The organism is Thaumasiovibrio clandestinus (assembly GCF_047250365.1).
In the GTDB taxonomy this organism is placed as follows: Bacteria; Pseudomonadota; Gammaproteobacteria; order Enterobacterales; family Vibrionaceae; genus Thaumasiovibrio.
The window spans coordinates 43909-61336 of record NZ_JBLBVL010000002.1; the positions used below are offsets into that span (position 1 = coordinate 43909).

The window sequence follows — 17428 nt, forward strand, 5'->3', positions numbered from 1 at the left end:
TCACTCATCACCTGGCTGCCATTTCGGCAGTTCCAACTGTCGAGGCACCAACGGCTCACCCGCTTTGGCTTCTTCTTCCCAACCTAACCGATAGTGATGGCCTAGCTCCCCTTTTGCTAATGCCGTTGGCACCACTTTAATCGCAGCCTCTTCCAATACACAGGCATGTTCACACTTGCCACAGCCTGTACAACTATCGCTGTGCACCGTGGGAATAAACTTAGCGTGAACTCCCGTACGCTGGTTGCGTATGGTTTCAAGCGTAATGGCTTTATCGATGAGCGGACAGACCCGATAACAGACATCGCAACGCAGACCTTGCCAGTTAAGGCAAGTTTCATGGTCAATCAACACCGCCGTTCCCATCCGTGCTGCATCTATGTCTGTTAGCCCTTTATCCAACGCACCGCTTGGGCACGCTGCAACGCAAGGGATATCTTCACACATCTCACACGGCACCGCTCGCGCAGTAAAATACGGCGTACCATTCTCAACTGGCGAGAGCAATGTCGCGAGATGTAATGTGTCATACGGGCAATCCTGCACACACAAACCACAGCGCAAGCATGCCGCCTCAAACTCTCCAGTCGGCAATGCACCCGGAGGTCTTACTGGCACACCTTGTCGTGCTTGCGACTGACGGCTTTGCACTCCCAATAGGGTGACAGCACTCCCCACTCCTGCCGCCGTGCGTAGCGCATCTTTCAAAAAGCGTCGCCGTGACGTTTTGCGTACCCGCTTCATCGGCTCACCACCTGTCTATCACTATCAGGTTGCTATTAGGCTTTCCTTACCTTAACCGCACATTTCTTAAAGTCAGTCTCTTTAGATAATGGATCCGTGGCATCCAGTGTTAGTTTATTAACCAGTTGCCCTGCATCAAAAAATGGAATGTAAACCAAGCCTTGAGGAACTCGGTTTCGTCCTCGTGTTTCAAGCGTGGTTTCTACTTCTCCACGTCGAGATGCAATCACCACTTTATCCCCACGGCGCAATTTACGTGCTTTGGCATCTAATGGATGCATATAAAGCACCGCATCAGGAAACGCACGATACAGCTCTGGTACACGGCGCGTCATGCTGCCAGTATGCCAGTGTTCCAATACTCGTCCTGTCGATAACCAAAGGTCATACTCTTTATCGGGTGACTCTGCTGCAGGCTCATAAGGCAGCGCAAATATCACAGCCTTATTATCTGGTTTGCCATAGAATGCAAACTCTTCTCCGCCCTTAACATAAGGGTCATATCCTTCAGCGTAGCGCCACAGCGTCTCTTTTCCATCAACGACAGGCCAACGTAAGCCACGTGCCTCGTGGTAAAGATCAAACGGCCCGAGATCATGCGCATGATCACGGCCAAACCAGGCATACTCTTCAAATAAACCTTTTTGCACATAGAAACCAAAATCACGTGATTCGTCGTTTAGGCGCTCTGCAGGTAGCTCATCTAAACTGTACTGATCCACTTTGCCGTTGGCATATAAAACATCAAATAACGTCTTCCCTTTTAGCTCGGGTTTACTGTTTAGTAGCTCCTCAGGCCAAACTTCATCAACTGTAAAGCGTTTTGAAAACTCCATAATCTGCCATAAGTCAGACTTCGCTTCGCCTGGCGCTTTTACTTGTTGATACCAAAATTGGGTTCTTCGCTCTGCATTACCGTACGCCCCCTCTTTTTCAACCCACATTGCTGTCGGTAAAATGAGGTCTGAAGCCAATGCCGTTACGGTTGGATACGGGTCAGATGTCACAATGAAGTTTTCAGGATCTCGGTACCCTGGCAAACGCTCTTCATTAATATTTGGGCCTGCTTGCATGTTGTTATTACACATCACCCAATAAGCATTGAGTTTGCGATCTTTTAACATTCTGTCTTGCAATACAGCGTGGTAGCCGACCTTTTCAGGGATAGTTCCGGCTGGTACGTTCCAATGTGTCTCACACATTTCACGATGTTTTGGATTGGTCACTACCATATCGGCGGGCAATCGATGAGCAAATGTCCCCACTTCTCGGGCTGTACCACAGGCGGACGGTTGCCCTGTCAAAGAAAATGGACCATTGCCTGGCTGAGAGATTTTCCCTGTCAGCAAATGGATGTTATAAACCAAGTTGTTACACCATACACCGCGGGTGTGCTGGTTAAAGCCCATGGTCCAATAAGAGACAACCTTCACCTTAGGGTCGGCATACAGTTCCGCCAAAGCAACCAATTGGTCTTGAGGTACACCTGAGAGCTCAGACACCGTATCGACATCATAATCAGCAACAAATGCTGCGAACTCCTCAAAGGTAATTGGCGAAGCACTGCCATCATTCGGGTTTTTCGCAGCCTTTTCTAAGGGGTGGGTCGGCCTTAATCCATAGCCGATATCTGTCGCACCTTTCACCACATTACAGTGTTTTTCTACAAAGGATTTATTCACTTTGTCATTGCTAATTATGTAGTGCGCGATGTAGTTAAGAATGGCCAAATCGGTTTGCGGGGTAAATATCATCGCATTATCCGCTAGCTCAAAACTGCGATGCTCAAATGTCGATAGCACTGCTACTTTTACATCTGGCGCAGAGAGGCGACGATCAGTTAAGCGTGACCAAAGCACAGGGTGCATCTCTGCCATATTGGCACCCCACAGAACAAACGCATCCGCTTGCTCAAGATCATCATAACAGCCCATTGGCTCATCCATACCAAAGGTACGAGCAAAACCAACCACGGCAGAAGCCATACAGTGACGCGCATTCGGATCGATATTATTGGAACGAAAACCTGCCTTATAGAGTTTTGCAGCGGCATAACCTTCCCACACGGTCCATTGACCAGAACCAAACATCCCAACCGCTGTTGGCCCTTTTTCTTCTAAAGCTTGCTTAAACTTCTCTGCCATTACATCAAAGGCTTCATCCCAGCTCACTGGTGTAAACTCACCTTCTTTACTGTAAACGCCATCTTTTTTGCGTAGCATTGGCTGAGTCAGGCGATCTTCCCCATACATAATCTTGGGAAGAAAATAACCCTTAATACAATTAAGGCCTTTATTTACTGGAGCATGTGGGTCTCCCTGCGAAGCCACTACTCGCCCATTTTGGGTCCCGACTAAAACACCACAACCGGTACCACAGAAACGACAAGGGGCCTTATCCCAAGTTACTGAGCTATCTTCGCCTGCAGCCTGAGCAATCGCTGATGGTAAAGTCACCCCTGCAACAGACGCAGCAGCAACAGCTGCATTGGCTTTAAGGAAACGACGACGAGAAACTTTCATTGAATGGCTCCTTCTCCTGAATCAGCCAGTGAGTTGTCCTGTTGATGGAACACCAGAGTCGCGGCAAGCACTCCGGGTAACTGACGGATAATTTCGAATTGTTCAACTAAATCCTGGCGACTGTCACCTTCGACCACCACCACAATTTTTCCAACTGCATTGCATCCAGGCACTTCAATACCAGGCATAGATTCTAAGTGCGATATAACACTCTTAATTTGATCGGCAGCAGCATGTACAACCAAGCTACTGATGTGGTATTCACTCATCCTTGACTCACCTCTATGGCTTGTACGGGGCACACTGCGATACATGCACCACAGCCGTTACATTGCTCGGCATCAACGTTGGGCTGCGCTTGCTCGCCCAATCGCAAAGGAAAACGTATCGCTTGAGCTTCACAGCAGTCACTGCACGACCTGCACTCAACTTGTTTAAATGTCAGGCATTTATCATCTCGAATTCGAACCTGATGCGACCAAGCTTTAGAGGAGCAAGGCTCAAACACCCCCGCCTGTCGACACGCTTGTACGCATTGTTGGCAATACGTACACTCACCACGGGAAAAATCAACAACAGGAAAGCCACCTTCACCTTTTATAATCACATCTGTTTCGCAAGCGGGTATACAATCTCCACACCGAGTGCAGTGATCATAAAACTGTTTAGAAGCCCAGGGTAAACTCTGTTGTGTCGTTACTTTACGTTGCCAGAATCGGCGCCGATTAACATGACCCACCACCACCTCACACCCACACATGAGTAACACTTACCCACACTTGATTAAAGTGTAGTTAACAGTAGGTATAACCCAAAGGTGGAATTCGCTCGAAAACATGCGTGACTTCAAAGAACGCCCATAACAGCCTTTTTGTTGTGTACAAAAAGCAGCGCAATACCAACCAATCAAGACATGAATTGACTCTGAATGGTATCGCTATAGTTATTGGTTTATAACGGAATCAGGACTTCGGGGTGGGAGAACTTAACCAAGGACGCAACGATATAGCGACGCTAGAAGGGAAGACGGTGGAAATCTCTCAACAAATGATCTTTTAAACATCTGTCAGCTTTATCGGTAATATTTATCCATGCCTGCAGCAAAGCGATAACATCAAGAGTTCCACCGCAAAGAAGCGATTGAAAATAGAAACAGAGACAAGCCTTAAACTGTCTGCCTATAGCCTAAGAAGAGAGCGAGCTTTCGATCAATAATTCTCGTTCATTTACCCATTCTTGATCGAAAGGCCCCCAATCACACAGCTGGTAATAGCCATCATTGTGGCGCTTTCCATCTTGAATGAATGTTAACTCAATACCAATACCTGGCAGGGCTTTTAACACATCTTGAATTGTGCGTCTTGGCCAACCTGTACATTCAATCAGTTTAGGTACATTTGGCCGTTCAATTTTGTTAACCAATAAGGCTAGATAAAGACGGCGTGCAAAGACGGGATTCAGTTCCATTGATACCTCCATAAATCATCTAAGACACATTATTCAGGTTTCGCTCTACAATATGTTGCGTTTGATCAATGGAGTGACGCTTTCATTGACGGAAAAAGACCGCAAGATTACAACATTTAGCAACACATTTACCAATACTCAGCGCCGAGCAATATGCATTCACATAAAAAATAGACATCCTCAATACAATGACAAATTTGTGATTTAACTCATTTATCGTTATAACTGACTCCAGCATTTATATAACAAAGAGAAAGCAGAACAGTGGAAGTTATTCTTTACGGTATCGCTAATTGCGATACCATACGCAAAGCAAAAAAATGGCTCGACAATGCAGAGATCACATATCAATATCACGATTATCGAAAGCACGGTCTAAGCAAAACGCAACTGGATATATTCGTCAGCGAGCTAGGATGGGAAAACTTAATCAATAAACGAGGTACGACCTTTCGTCAGTTAGATGCGACAACAAAGCAATCTCTCAATGCTGACAGCGCCGTGTCTTTAATGCTTAACGCACCCGCGATGATAAAACGCCCACTTCTCAGTATTGACGGCCACTTTTACTTAGGTTTTAAACCTGAAGATTACCAAACCATTTTTCAGCAAGGATAAGCTATGTCAGCGGTCATTGATCTCGCTAAAGACTTTATTTCTAGACAGTCTGTCACCCCAGAGGATGCTGGATGCCAAACTGTTATGATCGAACGCCTCAAAAAATTGGGGTTTGAGATCGAAATTATGGTATTTGAGGATACCACCAATTTATGGGCGCGTCGTGGAACGTCTAGCCCGTTGTTCGCCTTTGCTGGTCATACTGATGTAGTCCCAGCCGGTGAGCTAATAGATTGGCATACCGCCCCTTTTGAGCCAACGATTATCGATGGATATTTACATGGACGTGGTGCCGCCGACATGAAAGGCTCCCTCGCTTGTATGGTTGTCGCCGTCGAGCGCTTTATTGCCGCCTACCCTGATCATCAAGGCTCTATTGGCTTTCTAATCACATCTGACGAAGAAGGTCCCTTTATTAACGGCACCACGCGTGTTGTCGATACCTTGATGGCACGAAATGAGCTGATTGATATGTGCATTGTCGGTGAGCCTTCAAGCACCCATTTTGTCGGCGATGTGGTTAAAAATGGACGCCGTGGCTCATTAACTGGCGACTTGGTGATAAAAGGGACGCAAGGCCATGTCGCCTATCCGCACCTTGCAAATAATCCCGTTCATCAAGCCTTACCAGCCTTAGCTGAATTAGCTGCAACAACCTGGGATCATGGCAATGCCTACTTCCCACCGACCAGCTTTCAAATTCCTAATCTACAAGCTGGCACAGGCGCATCCAATGTGATTCCCGGCGATTTTAATGTGCAGTTTAATTTTAGATTCAGTACTGAATTGACAGATATTGAAATTAAGCGAAAAGTACACTCTGTACTGGATGCTCATGGACTTAACTACCAGCTTGACTGGACCCTTAGCGGTCAACCTTTTCTTACCGATGCGGGCCCACTTCTTGATGCCATTGTTGCTTCTGTCACTGACGTTAATCACAAAGCTCCTGAGCTTCTTACCACGGGTGGAACCTCTGATGGACGATTCATTGCCAAGATGAAAGGGGAAGTGATTGAGCTGGGGCCGGTTAATGCCACGATCCATAAAGTGAATGAGTGTGTCAGTATTGCTGATTTAGAGAAACTGACCGACATGTATGAAAAAACATTGGTAAAATTACTCGCGCAGTAATTCACCGTCAGGAAATACCCATGACTCCAGAGCAGTTAACCGGTCTCAGTGATAGCCATTTAGACCCGCAGCACCGACTTCATCCCGATGCCAGTGTTGCATTTATATCGATGGCACAGCAGGCCAAACAAGACGGCCTAACGTTAGACATCGCCAGTGGTTATCGCGATTTCAATCGGCAACTGCAAATCTGGAATGGAAAGTTCTCAGGCCGACGCCCCTTACTTGATAGTAACGGGGCGTTACTTGACACCAAGACACTTAGCGACCAACAACGATTACATGCAATTTTACGTTGGTCTGCACTGCCTGGCGCTAGTCGCCATCACTGGGGAACCGATATTGATATTTATTCATCGGCGCTTCTTCCCGCGAAGACACGACTACAACTAGAACCCTGGGAATATAGTTGTGACGGGCATCAGTACCCAATTTATCAATGGCTGCAACAACACGCCGCACAATTTGGTTTTTTCTTTCCTTATCGAGAGGATAAAGGAGGCGTCGCCGTTGAGCCATGGCATCTATCTTTCCGTCCTATCAGCGAAGTCTGTTTAACACAGCTCACCCCCACTCTACTCAAGCAGATATTGAGTAATACTGACATTGAAGGCAAAGCCACAATTTTTAGCCACCTTGAGGCTATCTATCAGCGTTACATCTGCAATATTTCGACTAATTAATGAGTGCAATCATAGCTTTCACTATTAATCACCAACGAATAAAAACCTTCAGCTTACTGATTTATAAGCACTTTATTCGCACGTAGCGATGTAACGAGATCATAAATACGCCACGAATCCAAATACCCATTGGCGCTTATTGCATTCCATTGTTACAGTTAAATGAGTCGTTCATTGTGAACATAAAAGGTCGGCATAGTATGGCACTACTATTAAACCCTTGGGTTATCAGTATCGTGATCATTAGCATCGTGATTGGCAATATTATGGCGCTAAAATACACGGCGAATATGACACTGCTACCTAAAAATAAGCCGCTTGATCAGCTTCTTTCCGCCGACAAACAGCGCCAAGATCACCAAACAAAGCACTAGCAGAATTGAACACTTGCAGAAATAAAAAGGAGCCGATAATGGCTCCTTTTCTGAGTTGATAACAAGCTAGAGTTAAGCACTTAGGTTCGGATAAGGTAATCCGCTTGACCAACCCATTTATAACTCGTTAGCTCTTCTAACCCCATCGGGCCTCGCGCGTGGAGCTTTTGCGTTGACACTGCGACTTCGGCGCCTAAGCCAAATTGAGCACCATCGGTAAATCTAGTTGATGCATTCACATAAACGGCGGCGGATCCTGCAGCATTTACAAAGCGCTCTGCAACGTGAATGTTATCGGTCAGTACCGCATCAGAATGACTTGCATTATGCTGACGTAAGTGAGAAACCGCCTCCTCGACTCCGTCGACTATCTTCACGCCTAAGGTATAACTTAACCATTCAGTATCATAATCACCGTCTTGTGCCTGACGCAGCGCATCCGAACTTCCATCCAACTGCTGATACGCCTCTTCGTCCGCCACCAAAGTCACCGCTTTTTGGTTCATTCGCTGCGCTAATGCAGGCAGAAATGTTTCAGACACTTGGCGATCAACCAGTAAAGTATCCAATGCATTACAAGCGGATGGGCGCTGAGTTTTACTATTATCAATCACATCGAGGGCACGGGTAAGATCTGCACTCTTATCTAAGTAGATATGGCTAATGCCAAAGCCACCAATGATAACCGGAATCGTACTGTTCTCTTTGCACATTTTATGCAATCCAGCGCCACCGCGAGGAATAATCATATCAACGTACTGATCCATTTTGAGTAACGCTGTCACTAGCTCGCGGTCAGGCTGGCTAATATACTGCACTGACGCCATTGGCAATGCCGCTTTCTTCATTGCCGTTTGGATCACCTCGACTAATGCCATATTAGAAAAGAAGGTCTCTTTTCCGCCACGTAAAATACTAGCATTACCCGTTTTTAAACATAGTGCCGCAATATCAATGGTCACGTTGGGGCGAGCTTCATAGATAACTCCAACCACACCTAGCGGAACACGTCGGCGGCTCAGCTTCATGCCGTTTTCCAGTACTCGACCGTCAATCTCATTTCCGACCGGATCAGGCAAAGAAACGACATTTCTTACATCATTGGCGATATCTGCCAAACGCTCAGCATTTAGCATCAAACGATCCATCATTGCAGCGGAAATACCCGCTTCTTTAGCCGCGGTTAAATCACGTTCATTGGCGTCAAGTATCACTTGTTGATTGGCTTCTAACTCATCAGCCATGATCAAAAGTGCTTTATTTTTCTGTGCTGTGGACACAGTCGCCAATTCAAATGCTGCTTGTTGAGCAGCTTGGCCCATTTGCAGTAAATCCACAATGTCTCCTTTCTTTTTAACGATGATCAAATCACGACCATATCATCACGGTGCATCACCGCAGAACCGTACTCATAACCTAATGTAGAAACAATCTCTTGACTATGCTTACCAACAATCTTACTCAGATCCGTTGAGGAGTAGCGACTGATCCCTCTGGCGACCAATTGACCATCGGCACTATTTACACAAACAACAGCACCACGCTCAAAACGTCCATCCACTTCAACCATGCCCTTAGCTAATAAGCTACTCCCACCATTAACCACGGCTGTCACTGCCCCCTGGTCGATGGTGATCGATCCCGCCACGGCAGGACCACTTAGGATCCAACGCTTTCGGCTCTCCAGCGGAGATTCTAGCGGTAAAAAACGTGTACCTACCGAGATACCAGAGCATACATCGGCAATCACTTCTGGGTGGCTGCCAGCCGCAATAATCACTTCAATACCAGCTCGGCGAGCCACATCCGCTGCTTGCAACTTCGTCGCCATACCACCAGTACCTAAATTCGTGCCCGATCCACCAGCCAGTTTATGTAGCGTCTCGTCAATGGTATGAACTTCTCGTATCAGTTCCGCATCCGGGTTCTTACGCGGGTCAGCAGTAAACAGACCTGGCTGATCGGTCAGCAACAACAACTTATCCGCTTCTGCCAAAATCGCAACCAAAGCCGATAAATTATCGTTATCTCCCACTTTTATTTCATTAGTCGCTACTGCATCATTTTCGTTAACCACCGGAATAATGCCATGCTCAAGCAATGTCTGGATCATGTCGCGAGCATTCAAAAAGCGCTCTCGATCATCCAGATCGGCGCGAGTTAATAGCATTTGACCAATATTTAAGCCATAAATAGCGAATAGATGCTGCCATTCTTGAATTAAACACGACTGCCCGACTGAAGCCAACATCTGTTTGTTGGCTATTGTGTTATCTAGTTGAGGGTATTTTAGGTATTCGCGCCCTGCAGCAATTGCTCCAGAAGAGACCACAACGATGCGGTGCCCCTTGCGTTGCAATATGGCACATTGTCGCACCAATTCGACCATGTGAGCGCGGTCAACTTGCTGCGTACCACCAGTCAGTACACTGGTCCCTAATTTTACGACGATGGTATAACTCTGTTTCATTGGAATGATTACTGTAAAAAACCTAACTTTCTTTTATCAACCTAACGATTAAATCACAAGAAAATAACGCATTTAGAGCAATTTTTCTTTTAAATCGATGCTGATAATGAGTGCGGCCTCGTCTGTGAGCTGTTTTATAAAGAATAATGCCTCCATATATGGAGGCATTAAATAGACAAACGATGGGACAGGTTAGCTTTCTGCCAATAACGCATTAGGTTTATGTTCATCATCGGCTATCGCGGCATCATTTAACACAATAGAAAAATTCTCTTTCATTGCTTTCTGTAGCATGCTTTCAAATGCACTGAGGTTTGCTTGCACATCTAAAGAAGCCTGCTCTGGTAGCTCTGCTGCTAACCAAGCGCCATTCTGGTCATAACGGCCGAGTCCATACCGCGCAAAACACTGCTGCTCATCTGTCACGGTTAAATACAGCCACCATCCCCAAAACTCACGACTTTCTGGAGCCTTTTCTGCATCGACACAACTAACAAGAGAATCAAAAAAGTAACATCCTTTCGCACTTTTTTTCTCTCTTAGATAAGGGCCTATTGCCGCTAGTTTCATCATCAACCGACCATGCGTGGGTGCTGTCATTTATACCTTCCTTTGTACAACAATGTTAAGGTTATGATTAGTATATGTTATCCACTCATGGCAGTATGACGTTAAGCAATGTATTGAGCAAGTCTCATTCATGAGATCTTGTTAACAGATCTGCTGTTTTAGCCATGAGATTACCGTTGTCATGCAGCGATGATACCCTGTGTTCAACGGAGAATCAGGCAGTATGACTGACTTTCCATATAAACTGGAGGCGGCTAGCAACTGGTTATCACTCGGTGGGCAAAAGCAATCCCCTTCCAAACTCACTCCTAGCAGAGGTACCCTTGTTGGGCGTCGTCCCAATAACCCTTGTTGCTTAAGCGAAAACGCCGTCAGCTGCCCAAGTAACGACGTTTTTGTCGTCACCTTTTTACCTAATCGAGATGCGAAGACATCGTAATACATTCTCGGTAATGTATCTAAGCGGGTTCCACCAGAGAAAAAGTCATGTAGCGTTCCACCTAGACTAACTCCAGCTTTAATCCTCCCAGCCGCTAAAATTGATAAGCGTATTGCAGCATTAGCCCCAACTCTAGTGCCAAAACTGACAATATTGCTCTGATCTACCCATGGAACCGACTGCAGCTCATCTAATAAAGCCATGTGAAGCACACTGGTGTCCTCATGCAGTGGACAATTATGGCTATGGCCAAGTGACGGCATATCTAGCGTCACCATGGCGATACCAGCGGGGGCAAAATAATCCGTGTAAGTACGCCATAGCTCTGTATGTGGTGTATCCAGACCACCACTGACAATGACAGTCGGAAGGGCTTTATCTGTACGTGGCAGGTGAAGATAGGCCTGAATAGCCTTGCCTTTATAGTTAAACTCTATCGTTTTTATTGTATGGTGTTTTAACTGCAAGGCTTCACGGTATGCTTGCATCGCCAATACATCGGCTTGCATGGCTAATTCATCACCACTGAGATGAGGGTAAGCGGCAATATTGTAGTGAGTGCTCGCCTTTAACCATAAATCAGCGACATGATCTTTCGACATATCTGCCTGCTGCGCGGCTTGCATGGCTGCCTTTTGATACTTCATGCCCAACTGAACCCATTCATAGTTCCAATTGCCACTATGGTAACCCTTCACCGTATCAATTAAGCGATCATCTGAGCGCTCATTTTGACTCGCTGACATGGTAGAGAAGATAGCTTCCATCTCAACAAGGTCTACCCCTTCCCAAGCCCAAAGCGGACGTTTAAGAACACGATAAAAGCCTCGTCCTTCATTATGATCACTCGACTCGTGACAAGGATAATTTGGCGCTCCCTCAACCTTAATAATGGTTGAGGTCTCTTTCGCCGTTGGGGATGGTTTAAACAAAACCTCACACAGATTCTCTGTCGGCATAACCGTTTCCTGATTTAAACGCGTTAAGTGCCACTATAGGGCATACGAGAACGAATGAAAATCAGAATAAAAAAAGCCTTGCGATATCGCAAGGCTTTATATCTGACGAAGAACAAGCTGGTTAGGCTGTTATGAACGCTTGCTTACCGGTTCAATAAAGCTGATGCCCATATCCCACGGTTGCTCAATCCAAGTATCTTGAGCAATATCTACGACATACTCATCAACAAGGTGCTTACCCGCAGGCTTAGCACATACAGTAATGAACTTCGCTTTAGGGTACATTTGACGGATCATTTCCGCCGTTCCACCGGTATCAACTAGGTCGTCGACCACTAGGAAGCCTTCGCCGTCACCTTCCGCTTTTTTCAGCACTTTCATTTCACGCTGATGATCATGGTCATAGCTCGAGATACAAACGGTATCAACATGACGGATACCCAGCTCACGTGCCAATATTGCGGCCGGAACTAAACCACCACGGCTGACTGCGATAATACCTTTCCATTGATCAGCAGGCAGCTGCTTTTCTGCCAGTTGACGGGTATACATCTGCATGTTGTCCCAGGTGATTACGAATTTATTGCTCATATCTACAACCTCAAAGCGATAATATATTGTGACCTATTGGCCAATTGGGGCGAAAACGATTGCCCCTAATAATAAAGAACGAATTATAGGAATGCCAGTTTTGCGGCAAACAGACCGGCAATTATCCACACACTAATGTTGATGTCACGGCCTTTACCACTTAAAGCCTTAATTAATGCATACGAAATAAAGCCCAAACCAATGCCATCTGCAATAGAATATGTCAGCGGCATTAATAAACAAGTGACAACAACCGGCGCAGCCTCAGTTAAATCACGCCAATCAATGCTCACCAAACCTGACATCATCAAAATAGCAACATAAAATAGCGCACCTGCCGTCGCATAAGCAGGTACCATGCCTGCCAATGGTGCAAACAGCAGTGATAGCATAAACATCACACCAACGGTAACAGCGGTCAAACCAGTACGTCCACCAACAGCAACACCTGAGACACTTTCTACGTAAGATGTTGTATTTGAAGTACCTAACAGTGCACCAATAGAGGTCGCGGTACTGTCCGCTAACAACGCACGATTTAGACGAGGAATGTTGCCCTTCTCATCAATCAAATCCGCTTTTTGTGCAACCCCCACCAGCGTACCAGCAGTATCAAACAGATCGACAAACAAAAAAGCAAATACGATAGAGATCAGACCCACTTCCATCGCACCAGAGAAATCAAGCTGCATAAATGTTGGGGCAATACTTGGTGGTGCAGACATAATACCGCTGTATTGAACATCACCAAATAACACGCCAAGTGCCGTAACAGCTAAGATCGCGATCATCACTGCGCCCTTAAAACCACGATTAACCAAAGCGATAGTAATAAAGAAGCCTAAGCCCGCCATCAGTGATGAAAACTGTGTCATATCACCTAGGCCAACCAGTGTCGCTGGGTTAGCAACAACGATACCGGAGTTCTGCAGGGCAATAAACGCTAAAAACAGACCGATACCCGCCGAAATGCCGGTACGCATTGACATCGGGATTGCATTAATTAGCCACTCACGAACCTTTAATACACTAAGAATAATAAAGCAGATGCCCGATAAGAAGACTGCCGCCAAAGCGACCTGCCAAGTATGCCCCATGCCAAGAACAACGCCATAGGTAAAGAAAGCATTTAGTCCCATTCCCGGTGCCTGAGCGACTGGATAGTTAGCCGCTAAACCCATCACAAAACACCCAATCGCTGCGGCCAAACAGGTCGCAACAAACACTGCGCCATGATCCATACCGGCATCGGATAACATTGCTGGATTGACAAAAATAATGTAGGCCATGGTCAGGAATGTAGTTACGCCAGCCATGATTTCAGTACGTACTGTCGTACCATGTTCCTTCAACTGAAAAAGTCTTTCAAACATCTAAATCTCACCCTAATTAAAAGTAGCGTCACCTAAGACCGAAAACGTTTGCGTATCGCGTTAAATTGGGCAGGATTATATTCCTATCAATAATTAATTTCCAGTTTATCGAGCTTTAATCACCAAACAAATAGCAAACGTTTGCTTTTAGCATTAGTGGTTTAAACTTATTATTTTTCAATGCCTTCAGTTTTAATAAAAACACCATAATCAAAGAAAGCAAACGCTTTCCTATGAAAAAAAATAGTTACTTTCAGAATTTTTTTAGAGATGTAATCGAATACATCATCAAGACATAAAAAAACACCAGCCGAGGCTGGTGCTATAAAACGTTATTCGAGACAAAAAATATGAATAACAAAAGGGGGAACTTTTACACTATATCCTGTGTATTAACGCTTAAGCGCTGCATATGACACCGGATAAATAAATCTTGTTGTATACATTGGTTGATGCCATATCTTCTTTAAACTAACTACCAGCATTTTTATCACCTACTCGTCACGGGGTTAATGGGTTTGTTCTTTATCGAATCGTCGATAAATATGCGTTTTAGCCAACTCAATTCCGTGGAGGCGATAACTTCGGGCTTATCCTAAACATGGGCTTACTCAAAACAGTGCATAAAGTATACCTTGAGCGTAATTAAATTACAATAGCTGTATAAAAATGAGACGGACATCTATACACAAAGGTATTTCCTGTCATATTGAGTCAGGGAATGTAATTTTATTACTTTATAAGTATGACATCTCCTTCCTTGCTCTAACTACTCGCTCTTAAGAAGTAATGATAAACTTTAATGATGTGACAAATACCGTTAGCTACAAACGTGCATTCAACCATGACGAAAAGGAAAGCTCCATGTCTCAACTTGATCAACTTGCACCGCTGCCTGTATGGCACTATTTTGATGCTATCTGCGCGATCCCCCACCCTTCTTATCATGAAGAAGCGCTGGCAACATACATTCTTGCCTTTGCAAAAAAGCATAACTTACTCGCCCAGAGAGACAAAACTGGCAACATTTTTATTCAAAAGCCTGCGACCAAAGGAATGGAATCACGCCAAGGCGTCGTGTTACAGGCTCACCTTGATATGGTTCCACAGAAAAATGAAGATACCGTACATGATTTTACCCAAGACCCTATTCAAACTTATATCGATGATGGTTGGGTTAGCGCCAAGGGCACCACATTGGGGGCAGACAACGGCATTGGACTTGCAACGTGTCTCGCCGTTCTCGCTTCCAGTGACTTGCCACATGGTCCCATCGAAGCCCTTTTTACCATTAATGAAGAAGCTGGAATGGATGGTGCCTTCGGCCTTGAGTCAGGTTGGTTGCAAGGTGATATTTTAATTAACACCGACTCAGAGCAAGAAGGAGAAGTGTACGTCGGGTGTGCCGGCGGCATAGATGCAGAGATCAGCATTGCGCTTGACCATGAACCTTGCCCAAGCAATCACAGCGCATTAAAACTAACACTAAAAGGGCTAAAGGGCGGCCACTCAGGCTGTGATATACATACTGGTCGAGCAAATGCCATTAAGTTATTGACGCGTTTCCTATTTGATTACCTTGATGCATTTGAAGGTCGAGTTCACTGTATCAATGGAGGCTCATTACGTAATGCGATACCACGAGAAGCCTCTACTATCATTGTGGTGCCAACACAGCAGATAGATAACATCTCCAACGCCTTCACTCGGTTCCTGCATCTATTACACGAGGAGCTTGGTCAAACAGAAACGAGCATTGCCATCGATGTTACGTCGATTGAGCAGATTAGTTCCGTTTGGACTATCGGTGTACACCAGCGTTTATTGCGAACATTGCACGCGTGCCCAAATGGCGTCATTCGAATGAGTGATGATTTTCCTGGCGTGGTAGAAACATCGTTAAATGTTGGCGTCATCAATACATCTGATGGACATGTGGCCATTTTATGCCTTATCCGCTCTCTGATTGATTCAGGCCGGCTCCAAGTAGAAAGTCGCCTCAAAGCCGTGGCGGCATTAGCAGGCGCAGCTATCACCTTTGGAGGCGCGTACCCTGGTTGGAAACCAGACCCAAATTCGCAAATCATGCAGTTGTTTCGGTCCATTTATGACGATATTTATGGCAAAAAGCCAAATATCATGGTGATTCATGCAGGGTTGGAGTGTGGCCTATTTAAAAAGCCCTATCCGGATATGGATATGATTTCGTTTGGGCCAACCATAAAATACCCCCACTCTCCAGATGAAAAAGTGGAGATAGCCAGTGTTGCCTTATTCTGGCAACAGATGTGTGCGTTGTTAAACGCCATACCAGAGAAATAATGCTGCCATATAAGCAACCATGAATATAGGTGAGCATTAATTAATGACATAACGGCGAATGGATAACGAAATCACACGCCGTTATTCATTCCATGCGCGATTATAAAACAAAGGTTAACTGCTCGGTTTTTGCTTTTGGTTTCAGACCAACATAAATGCCCAGCAAACGAATTTCCCTATCTAGCTGTCGTGTTAACGCTTCTTGAAGCAAATAGCGAAAGGCATCAAGGTGTAAGCAATTATGGTGATGTTCTACGGTGGTCTGCTGAAAATCAGCAAACTTTAGCTTAACGCCTAACTTGGTAATCTCTCGCCCCTCAATTTTAGCCGCTAACCTTTTTTCCAGCTCAGGAAACTGCTTCAATAACATGCTCCAACACTCATCGAAATGGTGGATATTTTGGTTAAACGTTCGCTCAACGCCAACCGACTTAGGGTCGCGTTGGGTGACGACCGGACGATTATCTATGCCGTGCGCTCGTTCCCACAATGATTGACCAAACTTACCAAATTGACTCACTAACCTCGACTGACCGTACTCTTGCACATCTGCACCACACGCCAACCCCAAGCGTTGTAACTTCGCCAGCGTCACTTTCCCCACTCCAGGAATTCGACTCAACGCCAATTTTTCAACAAAACCAGCAACTTCATCAGGGTTAACCACAAACATACCATTCGGCTTATTAAGGTCTGAGGCAACCTTGGCAATAAATTTAACCGGGGCGACCCCTGCAGAGGCCGTTAAGCCTAGCTCATCATATATGCTTTTACAGATCTGCTTTGCCATCAACGTTGCTGAGCCATAGCAGTGAGGAGAGTCGGTGACATCAAGATAGGCTTCATCCAAAGAGAGAGGTTCAATTTTGTCAGTATAACGAGAAAAAATTTCACGTATCTGGGCAGACACTTCTTTATATGCCGTCATACGCCCCGGTATCACGGTTAACTCTGGGCATAGCTTTAATGCTTGCGCCGTCGGCATCGCTGAACGAATACCATACTTACGGGCTAAATAGTTACAGGTGCTAATAACACCCCGTTGGCCTGACGGGCCACCTATCGCCAAGGGAACATCACGCAATGCCGGGTTATCACGCATTTCTACAGCGGCATAAAAACAGTCCATATCTATATGGATAATTTTGCGCGACATTAGGTT

General features: G+C 45.5%; 17 protein-coding genes. 5 read left to right on the forward strand and 12 right to left on the reverse strand.

Annotation, left to right across the window (positions count from 1 at the left end; translation table 11 throughout):
- The 5 genes from napG to ACKLNH_RS03220 all read right to left on the reverse strand — a co-directional run bounded on the left by napG (nt 1) and on the right by ACKLNH_RS03220 (nt 4733).
- On the reverse strand, nt 1–744 hold the full coding sequence (napG, locus tag ACKLNH_RS03200; RefSeq protein ID WP_413110809.1) for a ferredoxin-type protein NapG: 744 nt from the start codon (nt 742–744) through the stop codon (nt 1–3).
- 35 nt (nt 745–779) lie between these two features.
- On the reverse strand, nt 780–3266 hold the full coding sequence (gene napA, locus ACKLNH_RS03205) for a nitrate reductase catalytic subunit NapA (protein WP_413110810.1): 2487 nt from the start codon (nt 3264–3266) through the stop codon (nt 780–782).
- Nucleotides 3263–3535, reverse strand: a complete 273-nt coding sequence (locus tag ACKLNH_RS03210; protein ID WP_413110811.1) for a chaperone NapD — start codon at nt 3533–3535, stop codon at nt 3263–3265. Before ACKLNH_RS03210 ends, napA begins: the two co-directional genes overlap by 4 nt.
- Nucleotides 3532–4026, reverse strand: coding sequence for a ferredoxin-type protein NapF (gene napF, locus ACKLNH_RS03215; RefSeq protein ID WP_413111250.1), 495 nt, complete (start codon nt 4024–4026; stop codon nt 3532–3534). Before napF ends, ACKLNH_RS03210 begins: the two co-directional genes overlap by 4 nt.
- A gap of 425 nt (nt 4027–4451) precedes the next feature.
- On the reverse strand, nt 4452–4733 hold the full coding sequence (locus ACKLNH_RS03220; protein WP_413110812.1) for a winged helix-turn-helix domain-containing protein: 282 nt from the start codon (nt 4731–4733) through the stop codon (nt 4452–4454).
- Nucleotides 4734–4997: 264 nt separating this feature from the next.
- Between ACKLNH_RS03220 and ACKLNH_RS03225 the strand changes: the two genes are divergently transcribed.
- From ACKLNH_RS03225 to ACKLNH_RS03240, 4 genes are all read left to right on the forward strand, one after another.
- Nucleotides 4998–5351: an ArsC family reductase gene (locus ACKLNH_RS03225; protein WP_413110813.1), complete on the forward strand. Its 354-nt coding sequence runs from the start codon at nt 4998–5000 to the stop codon at nt 5349–5351.
- Between the two features lie 3 nt (nt 5352–5354).
- Nucleotides 5355–6485, forward strand: a complete 1131-nt coding sequence (gene dapE, locus ACKLNH_RS03230) for a succinyl-diaminopimelate desuccinylase (RefSeq protein ID WP_413110814.1) — start codon at nt 5355–5357, stop codon at nt 6483–6485.
- Between the two features lie 20 nt (nt 6486–6505).
- Entirely contained in the window at nt 6506–7168 is a 663-nt protein-coding gene (locus ACKLNH_RS03235) for a M15 family metallopeptidase (RefSeq protein WP_413110815.1), read from the forward strand.
- Between the two features lie 200 nt (nt 7169–7368).
- Entirely contained in the window at nt 7369–7542 is a 174-nt protein-coding gene (locus ACKLNH_RS03240; protein ID WP_413110816.1) for a DUF2897 family protein, read from the forward strand.
- Between the two features lie 80 nt (nt 7543–7622).
- On the opposite strand, the gene ACKLNH_RS03245 is transcribed toward ACKLNH_RS03240, so the two are convergent.
- The 6 genes from ACKLNH_RS03245 to ACKLNH_RS03270 form a co-directional block, all read right to left on the reverse strand.
- Nucleotides 7623–8879: a glutamate-5-semialdehyde dehydrogenase gene (locus ACKLNH_RS03245; RefSeq protein ID WP_413110817.1), complete on the reverse strand. Its 1257-nt coding sequence runs from the start codon at nt 8877–8879 to the stop codon at nt 7623–7625.
- 26 nt (nt 8880–8905) lie between these two features.
- Complete coding sequence (gene proB / locus ACKLNH_RS03250) at nt 8906–10012, reverse strand: glutamate 5-kinase (protein WP_413110818.1); 1107 nt, start codon at nt 10010–10012, stop codon at nt 8906–8908.
- 192 nt (nt 10013–10204) lie between these two features.
- Nucleotides 10205–10612 (reverse strand): sigma factor-binding protein Crl, encoded by a 408-nt coding sequence (gene crl / locus ACKLNH_RS03255; protein ID WP_413110819.1) that lies wholly within the window; start codon nt 10610–10612, stop codon nt 10205–10207.
- A gap of 111 nt (nt 10613–10723) precedes the next feature.
- Entirely contained in the window at nt 10724–11980 is a 1257-nt protein-coding gene (gene frsA / locus ACKLNH_RS03260; RefSeq protein WP_413110820.1) for an esterase FrsA, read from the reverse strand.
- A 129-nt stretch (nt 11981–12109) separates the two neighbouring features.
- Nucleotides 12110–12571, reverse strand: a complete 462-nt coding sequence (gene gpt, locus ACKLNH_RS03265) for a xanthine phosphoribosyltransferase (protein ID WP_413110821.1) — start codon at nt 12569–12571, stop codon at nt 12110–12112.
- 83 nt (nt 12572–12654) lie between these two features.
- Nucleotides 12655–13944 (reverse strand): NCS2 family permease, encoded by a 1290-nt coding sequence (locus tag ACKLNH_RS03270; protein WP_413110822.1) that lies wholly within the window; start codon nt 13942–13944, stop codon nt 12655–12657.
- An 864-nt stretch (nt 13945–14808) separates the two neighbouring features.
- Between ACKLNH_RS03270 and ACKLNH_RS03275 the strand changes: the two genes are divergently transcribed.
- Entirely contained in the window at nt 14809–16266 is a 1458-nt protein-coding gene (locus ACKLNH_RS03275; protein ID WP_413110823.1) for an aminoacyl-histidine dipeptidase, read from the forward strand.
- A 100-nt stretch (nt 16267–16366) separates the two neighbouring features.
- On the opposite strand, the gene dinB is transcribed toward ACKLNH_RS03275, so the two are convergent.
- Entirely contained in the window at nt 16367–17422 is a 1056-nt protein-coding gene (gene dinB, locus ACKLNH_RS03280) for a DNA polymerase IV (protein ID WP_413110824.1), read from the reverse strand.
- Between the last annotated feature and the right edge of the window lie 6 nt (nt 17423–17428).